The 14792-nt window shown below is 61.0% G+C and carries 14 protein-coding genes; 5 read left to right on the top strand and 9 right to left on the bottom strand.

What is annotated here, in order from left to right:
- Nucleotides 1–410 precede the first annotated feature (410 nt).
- On the top strand, nt 411–1610 hold the full coding sequence (locus P3T43_RS20465) for an amino acid aminotransferase (protein WP_429282865.1): 1200 nt from the start codon (nt 411–413) through the stop codon (nt 1608–1610).
- Nucleotides 1611–1733: 123 nt separating this feature from the next.
- Here P3T43_RS20465 and P3T43_RS20460 read toward each other — a convergent pair whose 3' ends face one another.
- Together P3T43_RS20460 and P3T43_RS20455 are read right to left on the bottom strand one after the other, a co-directional pair.
- The gene (locus P3T43_RS20460; protein WP_429282864.1) at nt 1734–2972 is read right to left on the bottom strand and encodes a patatin-like phospholipase family protein; all 1239 of its coding nucleotides are present in this window, start codon (nt 2970–2972) and stop codon (nt 1734–1736) included.
- 10 nt (nt 2973–2982) lie between these two features.
- A complete protein-coding gene (locus tag P3T43_RS20455) occupies nt 2983–3780 on the bottom strand; it encodes a 3-hydroxybutyrate dehydrogenase (protein ID WP_429282863.1) in 798 nt (265 codons plus the stop codon).
- Between the two features lie 255 nt (nt 3781–4035).
- On the opposite strand from P3T43_RS20455, the gene P3T43_RS20450 reads away from it, so the two are divergent.
- Complete coding sequence (locus tag P3T43_RS20450; protein WP_429282862.1) at nt 4036–5007, top strand: potassium channel beta subunit family protein; 972 nt, start codon at nt 4036–4038, stop codon at nt 5005–5007.
- Between the two features lie 194 nt (nt 5008–5201).
- A complete protein-coding gene (locus P3T43_RS20445; protein ID WP_429282861.1) occupies nt 5202–6047 on the top strand; it encodes a 23S rRNA (adenine(2030)-N(6))-methyltransferase RlmJ in 846 nt (281 codons plus the stop codon).
- A 75-nt stretch (nt 6048–6122) separates the two neighbouring features.
- Here the strand turns inward: P3T43_RS20445 and P3T43_RS20440 are convergent, their stop codons facing one another.
- The 3 genes from P3T43_RS20440 to cueR all read right to left on the bottom strand — a co-directional run bounded on the left by P3T43_RS20440 (nt 6123) and on the right by cueR (nt 7586).
- Nucleotides 6123–6485 (bottom strand): hypothetical protein, encoded by a 363-nt coding sequence (locus P3T43_RS20440; RefSeq protein ID WP_429282860.1) that lies wholly within the window; start codon nt 6483–6485, stop codon nt 6123–6125.
- Between the two features lie 233 nt (nt 6486–6718).
- A complete protein-coding gene (locus P3T43_RS20435) occupies nt 6719–6865 on the bottom strand; it encodes a DUF3563 family protein (protein ID WP_429282859.1) in 147 nt (48 codons plus the stop codon).
- Nucleotides 6866–7163: 298 nt separating this feature from the next.
- The gene (gene cueR, locus P3T43_RS20430; RefSeq protein ID WP_429282858.1) at nt 7164–7586 is read right to left on the bottom strand and encodes a Cu(I)-responsive transcriptional regulator; all 423 of its coding nucleotides are present in this window, start codon (nt 7584–7586) and stop codon (nt 7164–7166) included.
- Nucleotides 7587–7710: 124 nt separating this feature from the next.
- Here cueR and P3T43_RS20425 point away from each other — a divergent pair, with 124 nt between their 5' ends.
- The gene (locus P3T43_RS20425) at nt 7711–7914 is read left to right on the top strand and encodes a heavy-metal-associated domain-containing protein (protein ID WP_429282994.1); all 204 of its coding nucleotides are present in this window, start codon (nt 7711–7713) and stop codon (nt 7912–7914) included.
- A 13-nt stretch (nt 7915–7927) separates the two neighbouring features.
- Complete coding sequence (locus P3T43_RS20420) at nt 7928–8854, top strand: dTDP-4-dehydrorhamnose reductase family protein (RefSeq protein ID WP_429282857.1); 927 nt, start codon at nt 7928–7930, stop codon at nt 8852–8854.
- A 9-nt stretch (nt 8855–8863) separates the two neighbouring features.
- Here the strand turns inward: P3T43_RS20420 and P3T43_RS20415 are convergent, their stop codons facing one another.
- The 4 genes from P3T43_RS20415 to P3T43_RS20400 all read right to left on the bottom strand — a co-directional run.
- A complete protein-coding gene (locus P3T43_RS20415; protein ID WP_429282856.1) occupies nt 8864–12013 on the bottom strand; it encodes an error-prone DNA polymerase in 3150 nt (1049 codons plus the stop codon).
- Between the two features lie 6 nt (nt 12014–12019).
- Complete coding sequence (locus P3T43_RS20410; RefSeq protein WP_429282855.1) at nt 12020–13501, bottom strand: Y-family DNA polymerase; 1482 nt, start codon at nt 13499–13501, stop codon at nt 12020–12022.
- On the bottom strand, nt 13431–14138 hold the full coding sequence (gene imuA, locus P3T43_RS20405; RefSeq protein WP_429282854.1) for a translesion DNA synthesis-associated protein ImuA: 708 nt from the start codon (nt 14136–14138) through the stop codon (nt 13431–13433). Before imuA ends, P3T43_RS20410 begins: the two co-directional genes overlap by 71 nt.
- Nucleotides 14139–14260: 122 nt before the next feature.
- Nucleotides 14261–14792, bottom strand: a 532-nt coding sequence (locus P3T43_RS20400) for an IS66 family transposase (RefSeq protein ID WP_429282853.1), incomplete at its 5' end; no start/stop codon positions are given.

Below are 14792 nucleotides of genomic sequence, written 5' to 3'. Positions count from 1 at the left end.
TGGAGCCGGACGCGGCCTTTGACGGCTGCGCGGTGGGAAATGCTCGAGGAGATCTGCGGCGGATTCTCGTAGCTCCCTGGGGTGTTGCGAGAATCCGCGCAGAGCCACGGCGCAGCGGCTGTGGTGGGTTTCCTGGTTTTCCGCGGCGGCCGGTTCAAAGCCGTCTCGCCTCTCCAATCTGATGCCAAAGCGCTGTTTTTCAAGCAAATAATCCATTTGGCGAGCCGCCGCAGCCTAAAAAACGCGCCAGGATTCGCTACAATGGCATGCTGCGCTCGCTGCTGCTTTGTTTAAGCACCGACCTGCCTGATCCGGTCCGACTAATCTCAGACCCTCGTTGGGCAGGCTTGTACCGCCGGTGCCGCAGCCATGCTTGAAGCCGTCCCTCTTTTCACTACCGCCGAACCATCATGTCTCTGTTCTCCGCCGTCGAACTTGCTCCCCGCGACCCGATCCTGGGCCTGAACGAAGCCTTCAACGCAGATACGCGCACCACCAAGGTCAACCTGGGCGTGGGCGTGTACTTCAATGAAGAAGGCAAGATTCCGCTGCTGCGCGCCGTGCGCGACGCGGAAAAGGCTCGGGTAGAAGCAGCGCTGCCGCGCGGCTACCTGCCGATCGAAGGGATTGCTGCGTATGACGCGGCCGTGCAAAAGCTGCTGCTCGGCAACGACTCGCCGCTGATCGCCGCCGGCCGCGTGGTGACCGCGCAGGCACTGGGCGGCACGGGTGCGCTGAAAATCGGCGCCGACTTCCTGAAGCGCGTCAATCCGGCCGCCAAGGTGGCGATTAGCGACCCGAGCTGGGAAAACCACCGGGCGCTGTTCGAAAGCGCAGGTTTTGAGGTCGTCGCGTATCCGTATTACGACGCGAAGACCCATGGCGTGAACTTCGAAGGCCTGCTGAGCGCGTTTAACAGCTACGCAGCCGGCACCGTCGTCGTGCTGCACGCGTGCTGCCACAACCCGACTGGCGTCGATCTGACCGCCGACCAATGGCAGCAGATCGTGGAAGTCGTCAAGGCCCGCGAACTCGTGCCGTTCCTCGACATCGCCTATCAGGGCTTCGGCGACAACATCGAATCGGATGCGGCCGCTGTGCGTCTGTTCGCCCGCGCTGAACTGAACGTGTTCGTTTCGTCCTCGTTCTCGAAGTCGTTCTCGCTGTACGGCGAGCGTATCGGCGCGCTGTCGATCATCACGGAAAGCAAGGAAGAGGCGTCCCGCGTGCTGTCGCAGCTCAAGCGCGTGATCCGCACGAACTATTCGAACCCGCCTACCCATGGCGGCTCGGTTGTTGCAGCAGTACTCGGCTCGCCGGAACTGCGCGCTACGTGGGAATCGGAACTTGGCGAAATGCGCGACCGCATTCGCGCCATGCGCAACGGTCTGGTGGAACGCCTGAAGGCAAGCGGCGTGGACCGTGACTTCAGCTTCGTGAACGCGCAACGCGGGATGTTCTCGTATTCGGGTCTGACGGCAGCACAAGTAGACCGTCTGCGTGAAGAATTCGGCATTTATGCCGTGAGTACGGGCCGCATTTGCGTGGCCGCGCTGAACACGCGCAACCTCGATGCCGTGACCACCGCGATTGCCCAAGTGCTGAAGTAAGGCATCAGCTCTGCGTGGAGGTGGCGCAGTTGAGCGCCGCCCATTCTCCGCAAAAGTTTTAGCGCCATAAAAAACGGCGCCCTGCTAATCGCAGGGTGCCATTTTCATTGCGCGCTCAAGACCTCAGCGCTTGTCGCGATGGATGTCGTGCGTGACGAAACCAGCATCGTTGTCGGGCATGGTCAGCCAGTCGGGTTGCGCCAACGAGTTGCGGATATCCTGCAAGCCGCTTTCCCAGTGTTCGCGCATGGTGGACAAACCGAACTGGAAGTCCTTGAAATGCCCTTCGTACTCCTTCTGCCGATAGATCAGATGGATGACGTTGTAGCGTTTTGAACAGGACAGGTCCTCGGCAAGCTTGCACCATGGGTCATCGCGATGTTCGGGCGCGACGCGATCGAGCACCTCGCGCAACACGTGCCTGAAACGCTGTGAACGCTGCAGCATGTCGGTCACGAGACGCGTGCGGCTCGAATACTGGATGTCCTTCATGCGGCCCTGCACGTCGGTGATATTGTCCGGCACAGGCCCAATGGCGCTCCATAGATCCACCTGGAAAGCGAGCGTGTCATGACGCGGCGTGGTCTGGACGACTTCGTAGAGCGGCGTATTGGACATCAAGCCGCCGTCCCAGTAGTACTCCCCATCAATTTCCATCGCGCCGAAGCCAGGCGGCAGTGCGCCTGAAGCGATGAAATGCTCCGGCCGCAATTTCATGTGCGTATTGTCGAAGTACGCGAAGTTGCCCGTACCGACGTTCACCGCTCCCACCGAGACGCGCGTCTCACCTGAGTTGATCCGGTCAAAATCGCACAGTTTCTCGAGCGTCGACTTCATGGGCGACGTGTCGTAATAACTGGCATTTTGCGGCGGCCCGGATACGGTCGGCAAAGGCGGCGGGAAGCGCGGGACAAAGAAGCCCTTCTGCCCCTGAACGATCGCTCCCGTGGCCTGCATGGCGGTAAAAACCTTGCGGACCGCGTCGTTGGAATTGAACAGCGTCTGCTCGAGAAATGCCGGCAGCGGCGGCGCGAAAGCCGGTTGACAGATCGTCTCCCAGAATTCGAGCAGCCGTGTAACCCGATGCTCCGGCGCATTGCCGGCAAGGATGGCCGTGTTGAGCGCGCCGATCGAAATGCCGGCAATCCAGTTCGGCTCGATGCCTGCCTCGTGGAGCCCCTGATAGACGCCTGCCTGATAGGCCCCCAGTGCGCCGCCGCCTTGCAGCATCAGCGCGATGGTTTCGTATTGCGGCAACTGGATATGCGGGCTGACGCGAACGCCAGCCGCTGCTCCCGCGTGCTCGCCGTTCCCTTCACCGAGGGAGCCGGCACGCGCCCGCTTGACATTGCGCTGCGCCATAGCAGGCTCCTTATTGCATGAACCAGCCGTGGCTCACGATGAAGGACTGACCGGTCAAGGCCGCGCTCGGGAAAGTGGAAAGGAACAGCACGGTTTGCGCGACGTCTTCCACCGTGGTGAAGATACCGTCCACCGTGCCGCCGAGCATCACGTTGCGAATTACGTCTTCTTCGCTGATGCCCAGTTCTTTGGCCTGTTCAGGAATCTGCTTGTCGACGAGCGGCGTGCGCACAAAACCCGGGCAAACCACGTGCGAACGCACGTTGTGCTTCGCGCCTTCCTTGGCCAGAACGCGCGCGAGACCCAGCAAGGCATGCTTGGCTGCGACATACGCCGACTTCAGCGGCGAGGCTTCATGCGAGTGGACCGACCCCATGTAGATCACGATGCCGCCGCGATCGTCCTTGTACATGTGCTTCAGCGCCGCCTTGGTGGTGAGGAACGCTCCGTCGACGTGGATCGCCTGCATCTTCTTCCAGTCGGAAAAAGCGTAGTTTTCGATCGGATTGACGATCTGGATGCCGGCATTCGAAATCAGGATGTCGATCGAGCCGAATTCAGCGGCTACCTTGTCGATACCCTGGTTGACGGCTTCTTCGTTCGTGACGTCCATCGCCACGCCAATGGCCTTGCCGCCGGCCTGTTTGATCTCTTCAGCGACGGCATTCGCGCCATCCTGATTCAGGTCGGCAATCGCAACGGCGGCGCCCGCTGCCGACAATGTCAGCGCGATCTGCTTGCCGATTCCGCTCGCCGCGCCCGTAACCACCGCGACCTTGCCATTCAGATTCGAGTTCAGTGACGACATCCAGAGCCTCCATACAGTTGATGAGCAATGAGACCACGGCACGCAGGCGGCGTGAAGCTGACCGAACGGCATAGGCCGTTCAGACGAATGCTGCACTGCGGCCAACTTTGCTATTGTGCATGAACCCCGTGACAGGCATCCGGAATTCGCGCACAAATCCGTATCTCTTTAAACTATATGGGTCGCGCCTGCTTCGGCGCCCGATTTTGCTGGCAGCATCGAATGCCGGTTGCATCAACTCGCAAGGAGACATGCATGAATTATCGACGACTCGGCCGCTCTGGCCTGCAAGTCAGTGAACTGTCCATCGGTTCCTGGGTGACCTACGGCAACCAGGTGGACACGCGCGCGGCGCGCGAATCACTGGCGGCAGCACGGGACGCCGGGGTCAACTTCTTTGACAACGCCGAGGTTTATGCCGGCGGCAAGTCCGAAGAAATCATGGGCCAGGCCTTGAAGGAACTGGCGTGGCCGCGGATCAGCTACATCGTGTCGACGAAGTTTTTCTGGGGCCTGCAGGAAGCGCCGAACCAGTATCACACGCTGAACCGCAAGTATCTGCTGAATGCGATCGACGCGTCGCTGACGCGCCTGCAACTGGACTACGTGGATCTCGTGTTTTGCCACCGCCCCGATCCGAATACGCCGGTCGAGGAAACCGTCTGGGCGATGAGCGACATGATCACACGCGGCAAGGCGCTCTATTGGGGCACCTCGGAATGGAGCGCGGACGAGATCCGCGCGGCCTATGACATCGCCGAGCGGCACCATCTTCACAAACCTGTCATGGAACAGCCGCAGTACAACCTGTTTCACCGCAAGCGCGTCGAGCAGGAATACCAGCGGCTTTACGAGGACATCGGTCTCGGCCTGACCACCTGGAGCCCGCTCGCCTCGGGCCTCCTGACCGGCAAGTACCGCGACGGCATACCGGCAGACAGCCGCGCCCAGTTGCAAGGTTACGACTGGTTGAAAACGCAGGTGACGGACGCGGGCAAGAACGGCGTTGTCGGCAAACTCGGCGCTGTGGCGGACGAACTCGGTTGCACGGTCGGCCAGCTCGCGATTGCCTGGATTCTGAAGAATCCCCATGTCAGCACCGTGATTACCGGCGCGTCGCGCGTCGAGCAGATTGCCGAGAACATGAAGGCTCAGGACGTGGCCGCGAAAATCACGCCCGAGCTCAAACTGAAGATCGAAGAAATCGTCGGCGAGGCGCACGACTAAACCGTGCTGCGGCGCGGTCGGCAACGCGGCGAGGCCGGTCCGCCACCGCCGTAGTTCGGACGACAACGCGGGCTCGCGTACAATACGCGACCCGCATTGCATGTGCACCTCCGGTCGCAATGCGGTGAGCCCGCCTCGGGTCTAGCGCGCAACCCCAAGCGACCGGCACGCCCTCTTTCGAGTTTCACCTCATCATGCTCAGTTACCGCCACGCCTTTCACGCAGGCAATCATGCCGACGTCCTGAAGCACGCCGTCGTCGTGCAGTTGTTGCGCTACCTCGCCCAGAAGGACAAGTCGTACTGGTATATCGACACGCATGCGGGCGCCGGCGTCTACTCGCTGAAGGAAGGCTACGCCACCAAGACGGGCGAGTTCGAGACCGGGATCGCCAGGCTGTGGGGACGTAAGGATCTGCCGCCCATGCTGGCCGATTACGTGAATGAGGTCGCGGCGCTCAATGCCGACGGCAATCTGCGCTTCTACCCCGGCTCGCCCTATCTCGCATGGCGGCTGATGCGCGAACAGGACCGCATGCGTCTGTTCGAACTGCACAGCACCGAGATCGACGTTCTGCAGCACAATTTCCGCGATGCCGGCCGGCGTGCCATGCTTTACGCGGGCGACGGCTTCGACGGCGTCAAGGCATTGCTGCCGCCGCCGCCGCGACGCGCGCTGGTGCTGATCGATCCTTCGTTCGAAGACAAGCGCGACTACACGCGCACGCTGAATTGCGTCGAGGAGAGCCTTAAACGCTTCGCCACCGGCACGTATGCGATCTGGTATCCACAGGTGACGCGCCCCGAATCGCAGCGCTTTCCGGATCAGCTAAAGCGCCTGCAGGAGCGCAACTGGCTGCATGTGACGCTGACCGTCGGCAATCCGCCCTCGGACGGTTTCGGGCTTTTCGGTAGCGGGATGTTTATCCTGAATCCGCCTTATACGCTAGCTAAAACGCTCAAAGACACCATGCCGTGGCTGGTGCAGACGCTCGGTCAGGACAAGGCAGCGCAATTCAAGGTGGAATATCGCGGCGATTGAAGGGCGCGCTGTTTCATAGCGCCTTTCCCTTACGGCACCTGTTCGAACCGCCGCGTCCTCAGACGCGCACGGCATCTACTGCGACGACTGCGCCGGACGCGGCTGCGGCTTCGAATGCGCAGTCGACGTGCCGCCCCCGGTGGGCAACTGGATATACGGGGCAACTACGATCGGTACAGACGAGTTCGGCGCGAGTTCAGTCGGCGTCGCGATGGGCTGCGCCTGAACGATTCGTTCATGCGAAAGCGGCGCAGTCTGCAGCACAGTTCCGCTGTGTCCGTCGCTGATGCCCTGCTGCGTATCGAGTATCAACGGCTGCCCGCCACTGGACGAGGCGGCGAATGCCGGCGGCGCGGCCAGCGTCAATAGCGACATTGCGGCGAACAGCGCGGGAACAGCTGCGCCCTGCAAGGAGCGAATCAATTGGACTGGAGCCATGAGCGGACCGGGTGAGTGGTGAGAATGCCGGATGACGCAGAAATCGCTTTACCTTACCGCGGTGGGAACGTTCAAGCTAGTCGATATTGAACGGCACGACGAAGTCGGCGAGTGTGCGATGGGTGAAACGTGGACGCCAGATGTGACAAAGCCCCGTCTATACGGGGCCTTACGCTCTACTACCACGACCTTGCCAACGGCGCTGCCGCTGCTCAGACGTGCTTCAGACCTGATTACAGCGAGTAGCCATTCGTTTCGAGTGAACGGATGCGCTGTTCGAGCTGGACGATGTCCGTCGACGACGCAAGGTAAGCCTCACGGCGGCTACGTTCAGCGGTTTCAAACCAGGTGCTCAGCGTTTCAACGATAAATGCAAACATGATGTTCTCCAAGGATCAGAAATGAATCCCCGGTGGATTGGGCATCAGGGATTTCCCTTATGAAGGGTTAACCCGGATTATAGGCCTTTGGTGCAACCTGGCTAGTGAAATGCTCGAATGATGTGCATTCCGTTTTGGAATGGTGCATCGTTATTTTGACGACAAGCTACTGATTTTTATCGAATAACCGATGCCTCAAGCCGATATCTGCGAAATTAGGCCGCATTTTGGCACCACAATGGTGCAGTTGCGCCGTCCAGTTGCAACGATTGACGACCAAAGGTTGCTTCTTGAATCGTCAATCAGCATGGCAATTGTGGCCTGCGGCCATTTCCGGATCGGCGAGACCTTCGATTATTGGGCAATCGGGCCGCGCGTCACCGTGACAATGTGCGGCGAGATGGGCGAGCGTGTCGCGCATTTCCGTCAGTTCGGCGATGCGGCGGTCGAGATCCGTGACGTGTTCAAGTGCGATCGCTTTCACCTCGGCACTCGCACGCGAGCGGTCCTGCCACAACGCCAGCAGACGGCGAATGTCCTCGACGAGGAAGCCGAGACGGCGCGCCTGGCGAATAAAGCGCAGCGAGTGCACTTCCTGCGGACCGTAGACCCGGTAGCCGGCCGTCGTACGGGCTTTCGCCGCCAACAGACCGACACTTTCGTAGTAGCGAATCATCTTCGCCGTGACGCCCGACGCGCGGGCTGCTTCGCCAATGTTCATCGCTGTTTCTCCGCTGTGCCTGCCGATCGTACACCTTCCCATGATGGGAAGGTCAGCCATTCAGATGCGTGCCAGCAGGCATAATTCAACCATCGCAACATTCATGTTTCTCGAGGCAAACCAGATGACGATCGAATTTCAGGTAGAAGGCATGAGCTGCCAGCATTGCGTGGCGGCCGTAACCAACGCAATTCGCGAACAGGACGCCGCAGCGCAGGTCAAGGTCGATCTGCCAACCGGCCGCGTGGCGGTCGACTCCGCGCAATCGGTTGAGACGCTCAAGGCAGCCATCGACGAGGCCGGTTACACCGTCGTCAACGCTCACTAAGGCGAGCTCGCACATGTTCAAGGTTGCAGTCATCGGCGCGTCCGGCCTGCTCGGGCGCGTCATCGTCGACGAGCTGGCGCAGCAGCCAGACTGGCAGGTCGTCTCCACGGCGTTCCGGCGTGCCGGCCCGCACAGGATCGCACTCGACATCCGCGATGAGCCGGCGGTCAGGCGGTTTATCGAGCATGAAGCGCCCGATGCAATCGTGATTGCGGCGGCTGAACGTCGTCCGGATATCTGCGAGCATGATCCGGCGCTGGCCCGTGCGTTGAATGTCGATGCGGTGCGCACCCTGGCCACCGCAGCCAATCAAGGCGGCGCGTGGGTGTTGTCGATCTCCACCGACTACGTGTTCGACGGCACGCATCCGCCCTACCGCTACGACGCCCCGCCGTCGCCGCTCAACGCTTATGGTCGCAGTAAGCTCGATGGTGAGCGAGCGCTCACTGAGACGACTGGACTCGGCTGTGTGCTGCGGTTGCCGCTGCTGTACGGGCCGATTGTCGATTGGGCGGAATCGGCTGTGACGAGTCTGGTGCCGGCCATTGCGGCGTCGGCGAGCGACTCGCCGGATGTCAAGCCGGCCGCGATGGACGCCTGGGCGATCCGTTATCCGACATTCACGCCCGATGTGGCGTTCGTCATCCGTCAGATGCTCGAGCGGCATGCGTGCGGCGAAGCGATTCGCGGCATCGTGCAATGGTCGGGCGATGAGCCGATGACGAAGTACGAGATGGCGATCCACCTTGCCGGGGCGCTACAGCTGGAGGCGCGGCTTGCGCCGCAGCACACGCCGACGGATGCGACGCCGCGCCCGTACAACTGTCATCTGGATTCCGACCGTCTGGAAGCGCTCGGGATCGGTCGCCGCACGCCGTTCGATACGGCGATCCGGCAAGTGCTGGCGAAGTTTCCATGGCGAGGCGACGCGCTCGCATAGCTGCCTGCGTCAGCAAAAATCCCGGCTGGTGGACTGCAATCCACCTAACAGGTGCGACATATCGACGAGTCGTTGCGCAACGAGATGTCGCACTTCCCCTTCACACTGCCAGACGCCGTACACCGCGAGCAGCGACGCGCCTAATACCTCCTTGCGCTGCCGTTCCAGCAGACTCGGCCACACGATCACATTGACGTTGCCGGTCTCGTCCTCGATTGTCACGAAGATCACGCCTTTCGCCGTGCCTGGCCGCTGCCGGACCGTAACGATCCCGCAGGCGCGCGCCAGTCGTCCGTCAGGATAGGTGCGCAGCGTCGATGCCGGCATCAACCGGCTGGCTAACAACGTAGGCCGCAGCAATTCGAGCGGATGACGTCCGAGCGTCAGGCCCACCGAGCGATAGTCCGCGACGATCTCATTCCCCTCCGATGGCGCGCCCAGTTCCGGCGTGTCGTCCTGCACGGCGGCGACGGCCAGCATGTCCTTGTCGGGCACTGCGGCCACCGAATGCCATAACGCCTCACGACGATTGCCGGCGAGCGCTGCCAGCGCATTCGCATCGGCCAGCACGCGCAGATCGTGCCGGTTGAGTTGCGCGCGGCGAGCCAGGTCATGCACGCTCCTGAACGAGCGCACCGCGCGCGAATTCTCAATACGCTCTGTGGCGTCTTCCTTCATGCCGCGCAACAGCGATAGCCCCAGACGAACCGCCGGGCGCCCGGCTCCTTCCAGCGACTCAAGCGCCGAATCCCACCCGCTGATAGTCACATCGGCCGGCAATACCTTGACGCCATGCCGCTGTGCATCCTGCACGAGTTGCGACGGCGAGTAGAAGCCCATGGGCTGACTGTTGAGCAGAGCGGCGAGAAATGCCTCCGGCTCGTGACACTTCAACCAGCTGCTCGTATAAACCAGCAACGCGAAACTTGCCGCGTGGCTCTCCGGAAAACCATATTCGCCGAAGCCCTTGATCTGTTCGAAGATCGCTTCAGCGAAGCTGCGTTCGTAACCATTTTTTTGCATCCCACCGATGATGCGGTCGTAATACTTCTCCAGTCCGCCCTTGCGCTTCCATGCGGCCATCGCACGGCGCAGCTGATCCGCCTCGCCTGCCGTGAAGTCCGCCGCGATCATCGCCACCTGCATGACCTGCTCCTGGAAAATCGGCACGCCCTTCGTGCGTTCCAAGGCTTCCCGCAGTTTCTCGTCTGGGTATATTTCCGGCTCCAGCTTCTGCCGCCGGCGCAAATAAGGATGCACGGCGCCACCCTGAATCGGACCAGGGCGCACAATCGCCACCTCGATGACGAGGTCGTAGTATTCACGCGGCTGCAAGCGAGGCAGCATGCTCATCTGTGCACGCGACTCGATCTGGAACACGCCGATCGTATCGGCGCGGCAAATCATGTCATACGTCTTCTCGTCACCTTCTGGTATGTCCTGCATATCGAGACGTTCACCGCGCCGCGTCGAGGCGAGGTCGAGCATGCGCCGGATCGCCGACAGCATGCCCAGTGCGAGCACATCGATCTTGAGAAGTCCGAGCGATTCGAGATCGTCCTTATCCCATTCGATGACCGAGCGATCCGCCATTGCCGCGTTCTCCACCGGCACCAGACGCGTGAGCTTGCCGCGGCTGATGACAAAGCCGCCGGAATGCTGCGATAGATGCCGCGGAAAGTTGAGCAGTTGCGACGCCAGTCTGGCCCACGACTGAATCAACCGGTTTTGCGGGTCGAGCCCCGACTCCTCAAAACGTTTCAGCAGATCTCGACTATCGTCGAACCAATGGTGCGACTTGGCGACCATATCGACGATCTGCTGGTCGATCCCGAGCGCCTTGCCCGTCTCACGCAACGCGCCACGCGGCCGGTAAGTGGACACGGCCGCCGCAATCGCCGAACGGTCACGCCCATACTTTTTATAGATGTACTGGATGACCTCTTCGCGCCGCTGATGCTCGAAATCGACGTCGATATCCGGCGGCTCGCCGCGCTCTCTGGAAATGAAACGCCCGAACAGCATGCTGCTGCGCGCCGGATCCACCTCCGTGATGCCGAGGCAATAACATACGACCGAATTGGCGGCCGACCCTCGCCCCTGACACAGAATGTGCTGGCTACGCGCATAACGCACGATGTCGTAGACCGTCAGGAAGTACGGTTCGTATTCCAGCTCGGCGATGAGTGCCAGCTCGTTTTCGATCTGTTGCTGGATATGCGCGGGAACGCCGGAACGAAAGCGCCACTGTGCGCCGATATACGTCTCCTGACGAAGATACCCGGCAGGCGTAAAACCTTTGGGCACGAGTTCATCGGGATATTCGTACTTGAGTTCCTTGAGTGAAAATGTGCAGCGCTCCAGCACGTTGATCGTTTCGTACAGTGTCTGCTCGGGATAAAGATTCGCAATGCGTAGCCGTGATCGCAGATGCTGCTCGGCGTTAGGCGCAAGCTCGTAACCGCACTCATGAACCGGCCTGCCGACGCGAATCGCTGTCATCGTATCCTGCAACGGCTTGCGCGAGCGCACATGCATCACCACGTTACCGAGTGCGACGACGGGCACGTTCTGACGGTCCGCCACATACTCCACCGAGCCGCGATGGATATCGTCCATTGCACGCTGATGCAATACGAGCCCGACCCATGCGCGCCCGGGAAAGGTTTCGCCCAACCATTCGATTTGCGCTTCCAGCGCGTCTTCTTTGGCCGGAAATGCCGGCACCAGAATCGCAAGACAGTCCGGCATGCCACCCAGGTGAGCGTTTTCCCGATCGGGCCGTGACAGATCATGCGGCGTCAACCGGTATTCCCCCTTCGGCGCGCGCATTCGCGCAAGCGTAATCAGCTCTGAGAGATTGCCGTAGCCCTCGCGGTTCTGCGCGAGCAGAATCAGTCCGAAGGCGGGTGAACCGTCGGCATTGCGCAACTGAAAATAAGAGCCGATCACCAGCGGCAACTTTGCCTCTTGCGCCGCGACATGCGCACGCACGATGCCCGCGAGCGAACACTCATCCGTGATGGCCAGTCCTGCGTAACCGAGCTGCGTCGCACGTGCGACAAGCTCCTCCGCATGAGACGCGCCGTGCAGGAACGTGAAGTTGGAAAAGCAGAACAGTTCGGCGTACGCCGGCAGCGCAGTGAAGGTCGAGTCCATTGCGCGTCATCCAAACAGGCCATGAAGAAACCAGCGTGGCTCTTCTTCGGCATCGCGGCTGCTGATACGCTCGCGGTAAATCCAGTAGCAACTGCGGTCGTCAGCTTGGGCAACGAAATAATCTCGCGTGACAAGTTCGCCGTCGAACCAGCCGGCTTCGATGCGCTCAGCCGGCGACATTATCCGCAGCGACGAGTTATAGAACGGCCGATGCTGACGCATCAAAAGACGCATGGGTACGACCAGCATCCACGTAGGCCGCGGCAGGCTTTCGGGTAGCGCGGTCTTCTGCGCCGCCTGGCTGACGGGGACCCAGCGGTTCGCGACTTCCGGCCGGTGATCCGCGCTCGGCGCAGGACGCAGCACGTTTTCGTTGCCAACGCGTGCGATCAGTAATTCGATCAACCGTGCGTGATCCTCAGGCGTTCCACCTGGCTCAGGAAACAGGCTGTCCGTATCCGGTTCAACCGGCTCGACCTTCGATGCATCAAGCCGCAGCGCAATCGCCGGCGCCGCGAGTTCCACGCGATGCAGCCGCTCCTTCAGGAGACGCAGCAGATGCTCTTCGCGCCATGCTGGCTCACCGAGTGAGATTTCGATCAGCGTGGGCGGTAGCGCCTGTCTGCCTCGTTCATGTTCGATAGACAGCGTGAGCGTGGATACCGCCAGTTGCTTCGCGCACAGCCAGCCGCAGAGCTGCACGATCAGACGATGCGCGGCAAACAGTGCGCCGTCCGCGTGTTCGAGCCGGTCGGGCAATTCGATATGCGCGGAAAAAGTACGCGGTGGCTCGAGCCAGTCGAACAACTCTGGCGCGGTACCGAAAGCACGATCCAGCGAATCCAGCAGATGTTCGCCGCAGCGGCGCTGCAAACCGGCGCGAGGCAGACGGCGTACGTCAGCGATTGACTCGCAACCAAGCCCGGCAAACCAGTCGGCAAACGGGCGGATTTCCGGCACCGCGAGCATGGGCAACGGTAGCAACACGCGCTCGAGCGAGGTGAGTTGCAATACGCGCTGGGTATTTGCCCTTCTCGCATGTTTCGCCAATAGCCATGCCCCCTGTCCGGTCGGCGCTGCGCTGATGCTCGCGGTCAACCCGAGCGTGGCGAGCATCGCTTTCGCCTGCCTGCACAGCGACAGCAGACCGCCGAAAAGTCGCAGACTCGCCCCGATTTCGACGATTATCGTGGCCTCGTCGAGCAGCGCGACGTCAGGGGAAAACTTCATCAATGACATACCGACTTCCCGTTGCGCAGCGGTTTCGCGTACGAAGTCACGCTCGTACATCATGGTTCCGGGTGACAGCGTCGTTACGCCACCGCGCTTCATACCGGGGTGTACGCCGGCCCTACGCGCCGCGCTGTCCACGACGACAACCTTGTCCTTCTCAAGTACCGCGCTGCCACTCGCCGGTTCAGGCAGCCACCTCGGCAGGAAGACTTCGAGGGACAACTTCGGCAAGTGGACGGCGAGAAAGACGCGCATGACGGGAAAACAAAACCGGAGTGGGTTGGAGAGAAATCGACAGAGGCTCCGCGCGTGTTGGACCTCGTCGTTTCACGATATCGACCATCAGGCCTTCCGTGGCCGGTCGTAAAGCCAGCCGCAACACCGCTGGCGATGAATCCTGAGCCGCCGTGACAGGGCGGACCATGATGAAGAGCGTCTCAGATGTCTGCGCGGCCAGATGCAAACGCCGTAGCGATGATGACTGCACGTGTTGCGCCCATAGAATCAGCGCGCCACAGCTTCCGGCATGCAGGATCTGCTCAGCAGACCAAAAAGCGTCCGACGACTTAGGCGTTTTGATGTGCAACAGGCGATCGAGCGAGAGCCCGATGTACCTCAGTCCCAGCCCATCAGGCAGGTGCGGCGGCTGAACCAGCGCGACCGGCCGATCGGCTAGTGCGCTGAGCGCGGGCCGCAAAAGCCGCATTTCACCGACACCAGCCTGCTGAACCAGCAGATCGATCAACACGCCGACAGGCCAACCACCGCCCGGCAGCTCCGTCGACAGCACGGGATACCCTGTATCGACGGTGCGCCCACGTCCGCGCGCGAGCTGAGAGGCCCGCCAGAGCGATGGGTGGATATCTTCGGCGCCGATCTCAGAAGGTGACATTAAGCGTGTAGGATACTGTATGCATATACAGTATCCTACACGTAAATTTCTGAACGTGAACTGACACCTTTTAGCTTGATAAGTAACCGTCCGACCGCGACCGTTCTTGACAGCGTGTTGAGTCAGGCGGCAGCGTGGTGAAGCTGATCGGCGACGACCCATGGCAACAGTTCGTCGACGCGATTGACGGGGTGCTCGGCGATGCGAGCGATGACGTGGCGCAGGTAGGCCTCGGGATCAAGGCCATTCAGTTTGGCGGTACCAACCAGAGTGTAGATTGCGGCCCCGCGTTCGCCGCCGCTGTCGGAGCCGAAGTGCAGATAGTTCTTTCGGCCGAGAGCAACGGCACGTAAAGCGCGTTCGGCTGCGTTGTTGTCGATTTCCACGGCACCGTCATCGACGTACAGCGTGAGCGCTGCCCACTGATTCAGCGCGTAGTTGATGGCTTTGGCGGTATCGCCTTTCTGCGACACCGTACCCAATGTCGAGCGCAGCCAGATCTCGAAGGCATCGAGTAAGGGACGCGCCTGCTCCTGCCTGATACGTCTTCGTTCGTCTCGTGGTTTGCCACGAATCGCGGCCTCAATCGCGTACAGTTCGCCGATCCGGCGCAACGCTTCAGTGTTAACCTCGTTCCTGCGTGCGACGAACAGG

The organism is Paraburkholderia sp. GAS41 (genome assembly GCF_050436545.1).
Lineage (GTDB): Bacteria > Pseudomonadota > Gammaproteobacteria > Burkholderiales > Burkholderiaceae > Paraburkholderia.
This window is presented reverse-complemented; position numbering and strand designations above follow the sequence as displayed.

Excerpts from the sequence above, each read along its gene's own strand:
- P3T43_RS20465 (WP_429282865.1), top strand. The coding sequence starts at position 411 with ATGTCTCTGTTCTCCGCCGTCGAACTTGCTCCCCGCGACCCGATCCTG.
- P3T43_RS20460 (WP_429282864.1), bottom strand. The coding sequence starts at position 2,972 with ATGGCGCAGCGCAATGTCAAGCGGGCGCGTGCCGGCTCCCTCGGTGAA.
- P3T43_RS20455 (WP_429282863.1), bottom strand. The coding sequence starts at position 3,780 with ATGTCGTCACTGAACTCGAATCTGAATGGCAAGGTCGCGGTGGTTACG.
- P3T43_RS20450 (WP_429282862.1), top strand. The coding sequence starts at position 4,036 with ATGAATTATCGACGACTCGGCCGCTCTGGCCTGCAAGTCAGTGAACTG.
- P3T43_RS20445 (WP_429282861.1), top strand. The coding sequence starts at position 5,202 with ATGCTCAGTTACCGCCACGCCTTTCACGCAGGCAATCATGCCGACGTC.
- P3T43_RS20440 (WP_429282860.1), bottom strand. The coding sequence starts at position 6,485 with ATGGCTCCAGTCCAATTGATTCGCTCCTTGCAGGGCGCAGCTGTTCCC.
- P3T43_RS20435 (WP_429282859.1), bottom strand. The coding sequence starts at position 6,865 with ATGTTTGCATTTATCGTTGAAACGCTGAGCACCTGGTTTGAAACCGCT.
- cueR (WP_429282858.1), bottom strand. The coding sequence starts at position 7,586 with ATGAACATTGGCGAAGCAGCCCGCGCGTCGGGCGTCACGGCGAAGATG.
- P3T43_RS20425 (WP_429282994.1), top strand. The coding sequence starts at position 7,711 with ATGACGATCGAATTTCAGGTAGAAGGCATGAGCTGCCAGCATTGCGTG.
- P3T43_RS20420 (WP_429282857.1), top strand. The coding sequence starts at position 7,928 with ATGTTCAAGGTTGCAGTCATCGGCGCGTCCGGCCTGCTCGGGCGCGTC.
- P3T43_RS20415 (WP_429282856.1), bottom strand. The coding sequence starts at position 12,013 with ATGGACTCGACCTTCACTGCGCTGCCGGCGTACGCCGAACTGTTCTGC.
- P3T43_RS20410 (WP_429282855.1), bottom strand. The coding sequence starts at position 13,501 with ATGCGCGTCTTTCTCGCCGTCCACTTGCCGAAGTTGTCCCTCGAAGTC.
- imuA (WP_429282854.1), bottom strand. The coding sequence starts at position 14,138 with ATGTCACCTTCTGAGATCGGCGCCGAAGATATCCACCCATCGCTCTGG.